The organism is Methylobacterium sp. CCH7-A2, assembly GCF_001557075.1.
Classification (GTDB): Bacteria; Pseudomonadota; Alphaproteobacteria; order Rhizobiales; family Beijerinckiaceae; genus Allobosea; species Allobosea massiliensis.
In genome coordinates, this window is record NZ_LSKN01000052.1 from 1 (window position 1) to 13,139 (window position 13,139).

The window sequence follows — 13,139 nt, forward strand, 5'->3', positions numbered from 1 at the left end:
CCCTAACCCTCCCCACCGCACGCGGGGGGAGGGAACGAGCCCCACCTCCACGCGTGAGAGTACGGTCCAAGGCCCGCTCAATCGTCCAGCGGCAGGAAGGGCAAAGCGAGCGCGAAGATCGCAGCCGCCAGCGCCGCCAGCCAGACCGCGCCCTGGCCGACGAGGTAATGCGCGACGGCGCCGTTGATGCAGCCGGTCAGCAGGCCGATCCAGAGCAGGAAATGGCGGACCCAGGCGAGTTTCGGCCCGCCGAGCAGGGCACCCGCCATGCGCTGGCCCATCTTCACCAGCGTCCCGGTCATGTAGGTGAGCGCGATGGTGACCTCGCCGTCGCGCTGGAAGACGCCGTTCTCCGCGCCCATCGCGAAGGCGAGCATGGCGGCGCCGGCGAAGCTCAGGCCGATCTGGTCGAGGCTCGCGGCGACAGCGAGCGCCAGCGCCACCACCCAGAGGACGGCCGATTTGCGCCGCCTCCCGCCGAAATGGCCGGCGACCGAGCCGCAGATCACGCCGAGGACGAAGAGGACGAGGATCAGCGCCGCGGTGGCGATGCCGCCGCCCTTCAGCCCGGCGAGCTCGATGCCGAGCCGCGTGGTGTTGCCGCTCATGAAGGAGACGAAGAAGCCGCCGAGGCTGATGAAGCCGATCGTGTCGATATAGCCCGCGAGGCCCGACAAGCAGAAGGCGAGCCCGATCGCCCAGCGATTGTAAGTTAGCATCGCCCGCATCCCCCGCCGCGCCGACTCGCCGGCCTGCGCATACGGCGCCGATGATAGGGGCAGCGCCGCCGGCCTCCCAATCCCGCAGGCGCCTGCGACATATGCTTGCGCGCGGCTCCCGTTTTCGGCTACATCGTTCCACGGTCTTCGAGGATTCCGCTTGTCCCAGACGTTCGCCCCCGCTTCGCCTTTCGGCCGCGCCCCTGCGCGGATCGCGGGCCTGCGCGCGCGTCCCGTCTCCAGCCTCGGTCTGCTTCTTCTCCTTAGCCGCCCCTGAGGGCCGGCCGGGCATGCATGCCTGGGCGCTCAGGGGAGTGACGAGAATGACCCTTCCGATTTGAGGCGCCAGCATCCGACGAGAGCGGCGCCAGCTCTTTCAGGATCACGACCATGACCGAACCGACCCACAGCCACGGCGCTTCGACGCCCGCTTCCTCGAAAGAGCGCGTGCTGATCTTCGACACCACGCTGCGCGACGGCGAGCAGTGCCCCGGTGCGACCATGACCTTCGAGGAGAAGCTCGAGGTCGCCGAAATGCTGGACACGATGGGCGTCGACATCATCGAGGCCGGCTTCCCGATTGCCTCCGAGGGCGACTTCGAAGCGGTCTCCGAGATCGCCCGGCGCAGCAAGCGCTCGACCATCGCTGGCCTGGCGCGGGCCATCCCGGGCGACATCGCGCGGGCCGGCGAGGCGGTGCGCCATGCCGGCAAGCCGCGCATCCACACCTTCGTCTCGACCTCGCCGATCCATCTCGAGCACCAGATGCGCAAGTCGCAGGAGGAGGTGCTGGAGATCATCACCAGGACCGTCGCCCAGGCGCGCAACCTGGTCGAGGATGTCGAGTGGTCGGCCATGGACGCCACCCGCACCCCGATCGACTATCTCTGCCGCGCGGTGGAGGCGGCGATCCGCGCCGGCGCGACCACGATCAACCTCCCCGACACCGTCGGCTACGCCACGCCGGACGAGTACCGCGCCATGTTCCGGCAGGTGCGCGAGCGCGTGCCCAATGCCGACAAGGCGATCTTCTCGGTACATTGCCACAATGATCTGGGGCTCGCGGTCGCCAACTCGATCGCCGGCATCGAGGGCGGTGCGCGTCAGGTCGAATGCACGATCAACGGCATCGGCGAGCGCGCCGGCAACGCCGCGCTGGAAGAGGTGGTGATGGCGCTGCGCGTGCGCGGCGACGTGCTGCCCTACGACACCGGCATCGACTCGACGCTGCTGATGAAGACCTCGCGGGCCGTCTCCGGCGCCTGCGCCTTCCCGGTGCAGTACAACAAGGCGATCGTCGGGCGGAACGCCTTCGCCCATGAGAGCGGCATCCACCAGGACGGCATGCTGAAGAACCAGACCACCTATGAGATCATGACGCCGGCCTCGGTCGGCGTCACCAAGACCTCGCTGGTGATGGGCAAGCATTCCGGCCGCGCCGCCTTCCGCTCGAAGCTGAAGGAGATGGGCTACGATCTGGGAGAGAACCAGATGGAGGACGCCTTTACCCGCTTCAAGGCGCTCGCCGACCGCAAGAAGCACGTCTATGACGAGGATATCGAGGCGCTGGTCGACGAGAACCTGGCCTCGGCCCATGACCGCGTGAAGCTCGTCTCGCTGACGGTGATGGCCGGTACGCGCGGACCGCAGCGCGCGACGATGAAGCTCGACGTCGACGGCCGCTTCGTCACCGAGGAGGTCGAGGGCAACGGGCCGGTCGACGCGATCTTCAACGCGATCAAGACGATCGTGCCGCATGAGGCGACGCTGGAGCTCTACGACGTCCATGCCGTCACCGAGGGCACCGACGCGCAGGCGGAGGTCACCGTGCGGCTGACCCATGACGGCTCGTCGGTGACCGGCCGCGGCGCCGATCCCGACACACTGGTCTCCTCTGCCAAGGCCTATCTCGTCGCGCTCAACAAGCTGATGGCCAAGGGCTCGCGCCTGCACGCGCAGGCCGCGGCGGAGTAGGGGCGCGGCATCCGCTTGCCTCGTCCTGCTCGCCCTTGTGGCGAGCATCCACGTCTTGGGCGTGGGGCTCGACAATCGAAGACGTGGATGGTCGGGACAAGCCAGACTATGACGGAGGCGGCTCCGCTCCGCCCGGGATGACGGCGCGTATCCGACATGGACGGGTCCGATTCCAGTGGATGACCGTGCCGTGATCTGGCGCGGGCCCGCATCTTGCCTTCATTTCGCTGCATCGGCGGCCGCCCTCAGCGGCCGCCCCTCTTGCGTGGAGCGAAGGCGATGGCCGGCTATTTCCCGAACTGGACCCTGAAGACCTCGGGCGCAGTGATGCCCGATGAGCGGCTGCCCGTGGGGCAGACCTTCATCGCCGGGCTGCAGCATGTCGTCGCCATGTTCGGTGCGACCGCTCTGGCGCCGATCCTGATGGGGTTCGATCCGAACGTCGCCATCTTCTTCTCGGGCGTCGCGACGCTGCTGTTCTTCATCGTCACGCGCGGGCAGCTGCCGAGCTATCTCGGCTCGTCCTTCGCTTTCATCGGCGTGGTGATCGCGGCGACCGGCTATGCGGGCTCGGGACCCAACGCCAATATCGGCGTGGCGCTCGGCGGCATCATCGCCTGCGGTGCGCTCTACGCCGTGATCGGCGTGATCGTGCAGGCGGTCGGAACGGGCTGGATCGAGCGGCTGCTGCCGCCGGTGGTGACCGGCGCGGTCGTGGCCGCGATCGGTCTCAATCTGACCGCAGTCGCGATGAACATGATCTCGGCCAGCCCCTACACGAAGTGGATCGCGCTGTTCACCGTGGTCTCGGTCGCGGTCGTCGCCGTTTACAGCCGCGGCCTCGCCCAGCGCCTGCCGATCCTGATCGGCGGCTTCCTCGCCTATCTCGTCTATGCGCTGACGGCGTCGAGCTTCGGCGCCCCGCCGGTCGATTTCGCGCGGGTGGCAGCGGCGCCCTGGTTCGGCCTGCCGAACTTCGTCGCGCCGGTCTTTGACGGGCGGGCGATCGCGCTGATCGCCCCGGTCGCGATCATCCTGGTCGCGGAGAATCTCGGCCACATCAAGGGCATCGCGGTGATGACCGGGCGCAATCTCGATCCGCTGATCGGGCGGGGCTTCATCGCCGATGGCGTCGCCACCATGATCGCGGGATCGGGCGGCGGCACCGGCGTGACCACCTATGCCGAGAACATGGGCGTGATGGCGGTGACGCGGGTCTATTCGACGCTCGTCTTCGTCGCCGCCGGCATGATCGCGCTGGCGCTCGGCTTCTCGCCGAAATTCGGCGCGGTGATCGGCACGATCCCCGTGGCGGTGCTGGGCGGGCTCGCGATCGTCGTCTTCGGCCTGATCGCGGCGACGGCCGGGCGCATCTGGGTCGAGAGCAAGGTCGACTTCTCCGAGCCGAAGAACCTGCTGACGGTGGCCACCGCGCTGATTCTCGGCGCCGGCGATCTCAAGCTGCCGATCTTCGGCTTCGAGCTCGGCGGCATCGGCACGGCGACCTTCGGCGCCATCGCGCTCTATCACCTGCTGAACCGCAAGGCCGCCTGAGGCGCCCGTTAACCGCGTCGGCAGCGCCCGCGGCGGTCTCGCCGCGGGCCTCACATATTTCTGTCACAGGTGGGTGGACAGGGGCGGGGGGCTTTGCTACATCGCCGGCCTGCCTAACGCGGCCAGCCCGCGGAACGGCTTACGCTTCGTGGCGTATGGGTGATTAGCTCAGTTGGTAGAGCAGCTGACTCTTAATCAGCGGGTCGTAGGTTCGAGCCCTACATCACCCACCACGAACCTTCTCCGACATCTCTGACGACCCGGACGCAACGCTGCCTCAGCGGTTGCGCAGCATCTGGTCCGCCCAGAGCCGCGTGATCGGCGCCTCTGCGCCCTGGACAGGGTCGGAAGCCGGGAAGCTGAGCACGGCGATCTGCTTCAGCATCGCCGGCGTCGCCTCCTTGCGAACGATGTCCGCGCTCTGGCCCGGCGGATAGGCCCCGACCACCAGGAAATCGTCGGAGTGCCGCACGCAGCGATGGCCGGTGCCGGCCGGCAGCAGCAGCACGTCGCCCGCGCTCACCTCGATCCGCCGCCCGCCCTCGCCACCCAGGACGAGTTCGGCCGAGCCCGCGGCGATGCCCAGCACCTCGTGGCCCTGCGTGTGGTAGTGGTCGAAATCATAGATGCCGTCGCGCCATTGGGGCGGCCAGCCATTCTCGGCGAAGCGTCTCTCCATCTCGGCCGCCAAATCCCCGGCATCGGCAGGGAAGGCGGCCTGGTAGAGCACGAGCGGCAGGCGCGGATTGTTGGGCACGAAGCCGCGCGCCTCGAGATGGATGGCCGTCGTCGTCATCGTCATCATCCGCAACCTCGCTTCTGGCCTGCGGAAAACGCCTGCGGCAGTCGCCCGTTCCACAGCGCGGTCGGAGGCCCAGGACAGGCGAGATGATGCCGAAAATCAGGGCAGATCGCCGTGGGACGGAGCCGCCTCGGCGCTTGTGTGCTGCATGGCCTTCCTATAACCGAAACGCGGACGGGGCCTGCTTGCAGAACAAGGCGCCGCACGGGAATTGGGAGCACCGACGTGAAGGGACTACTCCAGCTCAGCCGTGTCATCGACACCATCAACGAGCAGATCGGCAAGAAAATCGCCTGGCTGATCCTCGTCGCCGTGCTGGTGGCTGCCGTCAACGCCATCATCCGAAAGGCCTTCAACGTTTCGTCGAATGCCTGGCTCGAGCTGCAATGGATGCTGTTCGGCGCTGTGTTCCTGATGTGCGCGGCCTGGACGCTGAAGGTGAAGGAGCACATCCGCATCGACATCGTGAACGGCCTGCTGCCCAAGAGCGTGCAGCGCTGGATCGACCTCATCGGCCACACGCTGTTCCTGATGCCGTTCTGTATCCTGATGATCTACCATTCCTGGCCGTTCTTCGTCCGCTCCTACGCCATCAACGAGCAGTCGCTCTCGGCCGGCGGTCTGGCGCAGTGGCCGGCCAAGGGGCTCGTCGTCATCGGCTTCGTGATGCTGGCGATCCAGGGCGTCTCCGAGATCATCAAGCAGGTCGCGATCATGCGCGGCCATCTCGAGGATGACGAGACGCTGCGCGGCCATGCCGCCGCGGCCGAAGCCGAGGCGCACCGCCTTCTGGAGCAGGCCAAGCAGCAAGGGGTGGCCTCGTGAGCAACCCGAACGACCGCCGGATCGCCACCATGACCGTTTCCCGTCTCTCCCGCGCTACCGGCCTGCTGCTGGCGCTTTCCCTCGTCGCCTTCCTCGGCCTGCATACGGGCGAGGCCCATGCCGCCGGCCTCGGCGACTTCCTGCGCGTCAACATGGCGCCGGTGATGTTCGCCGCGCTCGTCGTGTTCCTGCTGCTCGGCTATCCGGTGGCCTTCGCGCTGGCCGCCAACGGCCTGCTCTTCGCGATCGTCGGCATCGAACTCGGCCTGTTCCAGGAGAACTTCCTGCAGGCGATGCCGGAGCGCATCTACGGCACGATGAACAACGACGTGCTGCTGGCGATCCCGTTCTTCACCTTCATGGGCCTCATCCTCGAGCGCTCGGGCATGGCGGAGGATCTGCTGGACACGATCGGCCAGCTCTTCGGGCCGATCCGCGGCGGTCTCGCCTATGCGGTCATCTTCGTCGGCGCGCTGCTCGCGGCCACCACCGGCGTCGTCGCGGCCTCGGTCATTTCGATGGGCCTGATCTCGCTGCCGATCATGCTGCGCTACGGCTATGACCGGCGCCTCGCCACCGGCGTCATCGCGGCGTCCGGCACGCTGGCGCAGATCATCCCGCCCTCGCTCGTCCTGATCGTGCTGGCCGACCAGCTCGGCCGCTCGGTCGGCGACATGTATGAGGGCGCCTTCATCCCGGGCCTCGTGCTGTCGGCGATGTATGCCGGGTACGTGTTCCTGGTCACGATGATCTATCCCAACCGCGCGCCCGGCCTGCCGGCGGAGGCGCAGACGCTGCGCGATGCCGACGGCCAGACCCGCCGGCGCTCGCTACTGGTGATCACGATCATCGCCTTCGGCGCGGCCTACGCGATCATGAAGACCTTCACGAAGGTCCAGGCGGGCGCCGATTTCGTCATCCTGACGATGTCGATCGCGGTCGGCATCTCCTTCGTGATCGCGATCATCAACAAGCTGCTCGGGCTGAACCTGCTCTCGCGGATGACCGAGCAGGTGATCTTCGTGATGGTGCCGCCGCTGGCGCTGATCTTCCTGGTGCTCGGCACGATCTTCATCGGCGTCGCGACGCCGACCGAGGGCGGCGCTATGGGCGCGGCGGGAGCGATCCTGCTCGCCTATGGCAAGAAGCGCATGACCTTCGACCTGCTGAAGCAGGCGACGGAATCGACGGCCAAGCTCTCGGCCTTCGTGCTCTTCATTCTGGTCGGCGCGCGCGTCTTCTCGTTGACCTTCTACGGCGTGAACGGCCATCTCTGGGTCGAGCATCTGCTGGTCGGCCTGCCGGGCGGCGCGACGGGCTTCCTGATCGTCGTCAACGTGATGGTGTTCCTGCTGGCGTTCTTCCTCGATTTCTTCGAGCTCGCCTTCATCATCGTCCCGCTGCTCGGGCCGGCTGCCGAAAAGCTCGGCATCGACCTGATCTGGTTCGGCGTCATCCTCGGCGTGAACATGCAGACCTCGTTCATGCACCCGCCGTTCGGCTTCGCGCTGTTCTTCCTGAGATCGGTGGCGCCGAAGGACCGCTATCGCGACAAGGTCACCGGCACGATGATGGAGCCGGTCACCACCGGCCAGATCTACTGGGGGGCGGTGCCCTTCGTGGTGATCCAGTGCATCATGGTGGCGCTGGTCGTGACCTTCCCGCAGATGGTGATGCACTACAAGGCATCGGCCGTGCAGCTCGACCAGAAGGCGATCGACAAGCAGTTCGACTCGATCCAGATCCCCGGCATCGGCGGGCCTGGCGGTGGCGGATTGCCGGCCTTCGACCTCACCGCGCCGCCCTCCTTCAAGTAGCGGCGACCGCAGCCCAGACAATCGAACGACGCCGGCGTGAGCCGGCGTCGTTTTCATTTGCGCGAACGAAATGGCGGCTGGCGCGTTGCCTCGCGAAGCGAGGAGTTGCGCATGAACGATCTGCAGGCCCAGGCCGATCCGGGCAGTACGCCCGCCATCCCGACGCCGCCGCCGGAGGCCCCGCCGCTGACGCCGGGCGAGGTGCCGCCGGCGCCGCCAGTCGAGATGCCGCCCGACGAGGCGCCGCTGGGCATTCCGACCGAGCCGCCGCCGGAACTGCCGCCGAACGCGCCGCCGGAAGCCCCGCCCGCCACGCCTTACGACATGCCGCCGGACCGGGATCCGCGACAGCCGCTGGAGTAGGCCTCAGACGGGCGGCGCTTCGCCGGACCCGATGTCCCAGTAGAGCCCCGCCATCAGGCCGAGCGCCTCGCGCGCAAGCTCGACGGGCACGTGCTCATCGGGCGCATGCTGCGAGCAACCGGGATAGGAATGCGGCACCCAGATCGTCTTCAGCCCCAGAACCTCGGCGAAGATGTCGTTCGGCAGCGAGCCGCCGAGATTGGGCAGCAGGGCCGGCTTCTTGTTCGTGCTGCGTGCGATCGAGGCGAGGGTGAAGCGCACCCAGTCATCCTCGGGGTCGAGCCGCGTCGCGCCGAACCGCTCCGCGCCGGGCATGATGATCTCGACCATCTTGAAGCCGTGGCGGTCGAGATGGCGGCGCAGCGCCGGCACGACGTCCTTAGGATCGATGCCGACGACGAAGCGCAGCGCGCAGCGCGCCCAGGCGCTTGGCGGCACGGCGTTGACCGGCGTTTCCGGCACGCCTGACTTCATCGCCAGCACGTCGAAGGAGCACCAGCCGAAGACCTGCTCGGCCGGCGACAGATCGGGCTCGCCCCAGCCCGGATCGATCACCGGGCCGTCGGGTCCGCCGTCGATGACACAATCCGACACCGCCTCGCGCACGGCGCGCGGCAGCTCCTTCGGCACCCATTCATGGATGCGGATCTGGCCGGTCGGGGAGGTGATCGAGGCGATGGCGTGGGCGAGCTGGATCGCCGGGTCGGAGAGGATGCCACCCCAGTTGCCCGAGTGATGCCCGCCTTCGCGCGCCACGATCGAGAGGTCGAAGGTGATGACGCCGCGCGCGCCGAGGAAGACGGTGGGCCGCTCGGCATTCAGCCGCGGCCCGTCCGAGGCCACCAGCACATCCGCCCGGAACAGCTCGGCCTCGTCGGCGCAGAGCTCGCGCAGGCCCGGCGACCCGGATTCCTCGCCCATCTCGATCAGGTATTTGGCGTTGAAGCCGAGCTTGCCGCGCGATTCAAGAACGGCGCGCAAGGCATTGATGTTGATGACATGCTGGCCCTTGTTGTCGACGACGCCGCGGCCATACCAGCGGCCGTCGCGCTCGGTCAGGGTCCAGGGCGAGAGGCCTTCGCTCCACTGCGCGTCGAGCCCGCGGATGACGTCGCCATGGCCGTAGCCGAAGATCGTCGGCAGGCTCTCACCCTCGATGCGCTGGGCGAAGAGGAAGGGGCCCTTGGCCTTGGGGTGGTGCAGGATGCGGCATTCGAAGCCCAGCCCCTCGAAGAGCGGGCGCATCTCGCGCTCGAGATACTCCGTCAGGACGGGCGCCCGGTCCGGGTTCTGGCTTTCGGTGGGCATCGCGATGAGACGGCCGAGGTCACTCTTGAAAGCGCCGGTGTCGAAATAGTCTTGCGCATGCGCGATGGCTTGGGCGCGGGTCATGGAAGCTCGCTGTCTGGGGGCGTCGGAGGAAGGCGATCCCGTTGCCGGGGGCGCCGGGCGTTGATACTGCCATAGCCATGCAAGAATCGGCCACCGGCGATGGCGCGCGACGGCTGTGCGCCCTATGACGGACGCGGAGCGGCCGATGGTGCCACATGAGCATCAGCGCGTCGCCTGCGCGGCGATCCTCGCGGCGCGCGCAGGCGGAGCGCCCGGTTTCCTGCTCGGCGACCTCACGGGACTCGGCAAGACGCTCTCGGCCTGGCTCGCGCTCTCGGCCATGCCGGAGGACGAGATCCTGGTGATCTGCCCCAAGGGCGCGATCCCGCAATGGCGGCGCACCATGGCGCTGTCTGGCCTGCCGCCGAAACGCGTCACGCTGATGAATTTCGAGAAGACGAAGTCGCTGCTGGCGCCGCCGCCGGATTCGAAGAAGCGCTCGGTGCGGGCGAAGAACAACGAGCTGGCCAAGCTCGGCGTGCCCAAACGAATCTGGCCGCTGGTCGTGATCGACGAGGCGCACCGCATCCGCAATCCCAACTCGCAGCAGGGGCTGGTCTGCCGGCAGATGGCGGCCGCCGCCTCCTTCACCATCTACATGAGTGCGACCGCCGGGCAGTCGCCGCACGAGCTGTCCTATCTCGGGCCGCTGCTGGCGCGCGCCGCCGACATGCCGAGCGCGGATCTCGACGGGTTCCGCCAGCTGATGAAGCGGCTGAAGATGGGCAAGGCGAGGGGCCGCTGGAAGAACTGGAGCTGGGAGCCCAACGAGGCCGACCGGGCCCGGATGGCGGCGCTGCTCTATCGCGGCCCGCGGGCGATCGGGCTGCGTCGGCGGCCGGAGGAGATCGCAGGCTGGCCGGAGGTGCAGCGCGAGCTCGCCCCGGTCGCGCTGGATGCCGCCGCACGCAAGCTCTACGAGGCGACCTGGCGGGAGTTCCGCAAGGAACTCGGCCTCGCCGGCGGGTCGACGCGCAAACCGCAGGGCTGGGCGGCCGATCTGCGATTCCGCCAGAAGGCGAGCCTGCTGCGCATCCAAGGCACGGTGGATTTCTGCGACGATCTGCTCGGCAATGACGAGCAGGTCGCAGTCTCCGTTGCCTTCCTCGAGACCAGCGCGATGCTGGCCGACGCGCTGCGCGGGCGCGGCTGGCGCGTCGGCGAGATCAATGGCGAGCGCTCGGGCCTCCAGAACGAGGACACGCGGATCGCCTTCCAGACCGGGCAGCTCGACGCGGTGATCTTCACCGTGACGGAGTCGATCTCGCTGCACCGTGGCGAGATGCCGGGCGGCGAGCGCGAGCGCTCGCTCGTCATTCACGACATGCGCCACAGCGCGATCCAGCTGCAGCAGATCGAGGGGCGCTGCCATCGCGACGGCCAGCACGCGACGATCTTCTACGCCTATGCCGAGGACACGGTTGAGGAGGCGGTGGCCGCGACCGTGATCCAGCGCATGGCGGCGATGGAGGGGTTGGCGGGCGACGACACCCGCCTGCTCGAGGCGATCGCCGGCATCGTCGAGAGCCGGGCCGCCTGAGGGTCTTCAGCCCTCCGGACGCGGTGGCCCGAGATCGGCCAGGCGCCGTTTCACGCGCTCGTCGTCCAGCAGCGACCCCGCCTCGCCATCGAGCCGATGGCGCCAGTTCGGCTTTTCGGTCGTGGTGCCCGGCACATTGGGCTGGGTGCGGATGCCGAGCGCATCCTCGATCGGCAGCAGCTTCAACGTACAGGGCGTGCGGGCGATGAAGCGGATCGCGGCATCGACGACAGGGTCGGTGTCCTCCGGCGCCGGGCGTTCGCCCTCGGCGACGCCGGCCTGCTCGAAGGCGCCCCAGAGCACGCCACGGTCCCAGGCGCGGATGCCCTCGTGATCAACGCCGTCCTCCGTCGGCTCGAGATCGCTGCCGGCCCACCAGCCGGCGGTGGGGACGAGGTCATGGGTTGTCGTGAGAGCCGCAGCACCGGCATCCCAATGCTCGGGGGCAATGTAGCCGTGATCCGTTCTCTCGAAGCGCAGCACACGCAGCCCGGCCACGCCCTGGCGGCGCAGATCGTCGCGGAAGCCGTCGGGGAGGGTGCCGAGATCCTCGCCGATGACGATGGCGCCATGGCGCCAGGATTCGAGCGCGACGAGCCGGAACAGTGTCTCGGAGGGGAAGGCGACATAGGCGCCGTCCAGCGCAGACGCCCCTTCCGGCACCAGCCAGAGCCGGCTGAGCCCCATGACATGGTCGATGCGGATACCGCCGACATGGCGCAGGCTCGCCCGCAGCGTCTCGATGAAGGGCGCGAAGCCGCTGGCTGCCAGACCGCGCGGCGAGAAGGTCGTCAGGCCCCAGCTCTGTCCTTCGGCCGAGTAGTAGTCGGGCGGGGCGCCGACGCTGAGCCCGCCGAGCACCTCGTGCTGGCGGCTCCAGGCATGGCTGCCCGATGCGTCCATGCCGATGGCGAGATCGGCGATCAGACCGACCTTCATGCCCGCCTCGCGACAGGCGCTCTGGGCGGCGCCATAGGAGCAGGCGGTGAGCCATTGCAGGAATATCTGATATTCGACTTCGGTTGCGTGCTCGGCCGCAAAGGCCGCGACGGCCGGACCGTCGGGGTCGCGGAACGGGGCCTCCCAGGAGCGCCAGCTCCAGGCCCGCGGATCCCGGCGCAGCTGGGCGGCGTGCAGCACCTCGAAGACGGCGTGGGAGCGCAGCAGCGGCGTGGCCTCCGCCAGGGCCCGATCCAGCGCCGCACGGGCCTGGCCGCCGCTGCCGTCGGGTGCGCGCAGGGCCTCGAACAGCGCGCGAAGCAGCCGCTGGCGCAGGATTGTCGCGGCCGGCCAGTCGATCTGGCGCAGCGTCGCGAGCCGGTCCATCTCCTCGCCCAGGCCTTCGCGCGCGATCACCTCGCGCAGCAGCGCCTCGGGCAGCACGGCGGTGGGATCGGCGTGGAGCGGGTTGTAGAAGAGGCGGGTCGAGGGCGAATAGGGGCTGAAATGCTCGGGCGAGGCACCGTAGAGCGCGTGGACCGGGCTGATCGCCAGCGCATCGGCTCCGTGCGCCGCAGCCTTTCTCGCCAGCGCCGCGACACCGGCGAAGTTGCCGATGCCACCGTCCTGCGGCGAGCGAAGGGAATAGATCTGGGCGGCGAGGCCGAAGCCGGCCCGCCCGCCGTTCAGATCGGCGAAGGTGATGCAGCGTTCGGGCGCCGTCGCGATGATAAAATCGCCATCGTCGCGATGGACCGTGTGATAGCCGGGCCGGTCGAAGGCCGGCAGTGTCAGCGAGCCGTCATAGCCTTCCTCGGAACGCACGGTGCGGCGGGTGCCGCCGTCGAGCGTCAGTTCCACCGGGCTTCTCGCCTGGGCGGCGACCGGCAGCACGACGGTCTGCCCGGTGCGGGCCGTGGTGAAGCGGGACTGGGCGGAGAGGTTCGCCCCGGCCTCGACGGTGGCGAGCGACTGCCGCAGATCGGCGTCGGTGCCGGCTGGCAGGCCGAGCGCCTTCAGGATGAAGCGCAGGCTCTCGGCCGAGACCTCGCGCTCCGCCCCGTTCTGCTCGGTCCAGCGCGGGGCGATCCCGGCCTTGACGGCGAGCTGGCGGAGAATGTCGTCGCTCATGCGGGGCTCCGCTTGCAGGTTCGGTCAGGTCGGGGTGGCGGCAGGGCGGCGGATCATCATGCCTCGCCAGGCGGGGGCAGGGC

General features: G+C 68.6%; 10 protein-coding genes and 1 tRNA gene. 7 read left to right on the plus strand and 4 right to left on the minus strand.

What is annotated here, in order from left to right; translation table 11 throughout:
• Positions 1–77: 77 nt before the first annotated feature.
• Complete coding sequence (locus AX750_RS03860) at positions 78–719, minus strand: YoaK family protein (RefSeq protein ID WP_066720583.1); 642 nt, start codon at positions 717–719, stop codon at positions 78–80.
• A gap of 390 nt (positions 720–1,109) precedes the next feature.
• On the opposite strand from AX750_RS03860, the gene AX750_RS03865 reads away from it, so the two are divergent.
• The 3 genes from AX750_RS03865 (at position 1,110) to AX750_RS03875 (ending at position 4,480) form a co-directional block, all read left to right on the plus strand.
• Positions 1,110–2,693: a 2-isopropylmalate synthase gene (locus AX750_RS03865; protein WP_066720586.1), complete on the plus strand. Its 1,584-nt coding sequence runs from the start codon at positions 1,110–1,112 to the stop codon at positions 2,691–2,693.
• A 279-nt stretch (positions 2,694–2,972) separates the two neighbouring features.
• Positions 2,973–4,247: a solute carrier family 23 protein gene (locus tag AX750_RS03870; protein ID WP_066720589.1), complete on the plus strand. Its 1,275-nt coding sequence runs from the start codon at positions 2,973–2,975 to the stop codon at positions 4,245–4,247.
• A 157-nt stretch (positions 4,248–4,404) separates the two neighbouring features.
• Positions 4,405–4,480: transfer RNA gene (locus AX750_RS03875), tRNA-Lys, on the plus strand.
• A 44-nt stretch (positions 4,481–4,524) separates the two neighbouring features.
• Here the strand turns inward: AX750_RS03875 and AX750_RS03880 are convergent.
• Positions 4,525–5,043, minus strand: coding sequence for a cupin domain-containing protein (locus AX750_RS03880; RefSeq protein ID WP_197426604.1), 519 nt, complete (start codon positions 5,041–5,043; stop codon positions 4,525–4,527).
• A gap of 231 nt (positions 5,044–5,274) precedes the next feature.
• Between AX750_RS03880 and AX750_RS03885 the strand changes: the two genes are divergently transcribed.
• The 3 genes from AX750_RS03885 to AX750_RS03895 all read left to right on the plus strand — a co-directional run bounded on the left by AX750_RS03885 (position 5,275) and on the right by AX750_RS03895 (position 8,054).
• Positions 5,275–5,874 carry a TRAP transporter small permease subunit gene (locus AX750_RS03885; protein ID WP_066720592.1) on the plus strand — a complete coding sequence of 200 codons (600 nt, stop codon included), beginning with the start codon at positions 5,275–5,277 and terminating at the stop codon, positions 5,872–5,874.
• Positions 5,875–6,026: 152 nt separating this feature from the next.
• On the plus strand, positions 6,027–7,691 hold the full coding sequence (locus AX750_RS03890; RefSeq protein WP_066720685.1) for a TRAP transporter large permease subunit: 1,665 nt from the start codon (positions 6,027–6,029) through the stop codon (positions 7,689–7,691).
• Between the two features lie 111 nt (positions 7,692–7,802).
• Complete coding sequence (locus AX750_RS03895) at positions 7,803–8,054, plus strand: hypothetical protein (RefSeq protein ID WP_066720595.1); 252 nt, start codon at positions 7,803–7,805, stop codon at positions 8,052–8,054.
• 3 nt (positions 8,055–8,057) lie between these two features.
• Here AX750_RS03895 and AX750_RS03900 read toward each other — a convergent pair whose 3' ends face one another.
• Positions 8,058–9,446: a M20 family metallopeptidase gene (locus tag AX750_RS03900; protein WP_066720598.1), complete on the minus strand. Its 1,389-nt coding sequence runs from the start codon at positions 9,444–9,446 to the stop codon at positions 8,058–8,060.
• A 145-nt stretch (positions 9,447–9,591) separates the two neighbouring features.
• On the opposite strand from AX750_RS03900, the gene AX750_RS03905 reads away from it, so the two are divergent.
• A complete protein-coding gene (locus tag AX750_RS03905) occupies positions 9,592–10,986 on the plus strand; it encodes an SNF2-related protein (protein ID WP_245282299.1) in 1,395 nt (464 codons plus the stop codon).
• Between the two features lie 6 nt (positions 10,987–10,992).
• Here AX750_RS03905 and malQ read toward each other — a convergent pair whose 3' ends face one another.
• Positions 10,993–13,056 (minus strand): 4-alpha-glucanotransferase, encoded by a 2,064-nt coding sequence (gene malQ, locus AX750_RS03910; protein WP_066720604.1) that lies wholly within the window; start codon positions 13,054–13,056, stop codon positions 10,993–10,995.
• Between the last annotated feature and the right edge of the window lie 83 nt (positions 13,057–13,139).

Excerpts from the sequence above, each read along its gene's own strand:
- AX750_RS03900 (WP_066720598.1), bottom strand. The coding sequence starts at position 9,446 with ATGACCCGCGCCCAAGCCATCGCGCATGCGCAAGACTATTTCGACACC.
- malQ (WP_066720604.1), bottom strand. The coding sequence starts at position 13,056 with ATGAGCGACGACATTCTCCGCCAGCTCGCCGTCAAGGCCGGGATCGCC.
- AX750_RS03865 (WP_066720586.1), top strand. The coding sequence starts at position 1,110 with ATGACCGAACCGACCCACAGCCACGGCGCTTCGACGCCCGCTTCCTCG.
- AX750_RS03860 (WP_066720583.1), bottom strand. The coding sequence starts at position 719 with ATGCTAACTTACAATCGCTGGGCGATCGGGCTCGCCTTCTGCTTGTCG.
- AX750_RS03870 (WP_066720589.1), top strand. The coding sequence starts at position 2,973 with ATGGCCGGCTATTTCCCGAACTGGACCCTGAAGACCTCGGGCGCAGTG.
- AX750_RS03880 (WP_197426604.1), bottom strand. The coding sequence starts at position 5,043 with ATGACGACGACGGCCATCCATCTCGAGGCGCGCGGCTTCGTGCCCAAC.
- AX750_RS03905 (WP_245282299.1), top strand. The coding sequence starts at position 9,592 with ATGGTGCCACATGAGCATCAGCGCGTCGCCTGCGCGGCGATCCTCGCG.
- AX750_RS03890 (WP_066720685.1), top strand. The coding sequence starts at position 6,027 with ATGGCGCCGGTGATGTTCGCCGCGCTCGTCGTGTTCCTGCTGCTCGGC.
- AX750_RS03895 (WP_066720595.1), top strand. The coding sequence starts at position 7,803 with ATGAACGATCTGCAGGCCCAGGCCGATCCGGGCAGTACGCCCGCCATC.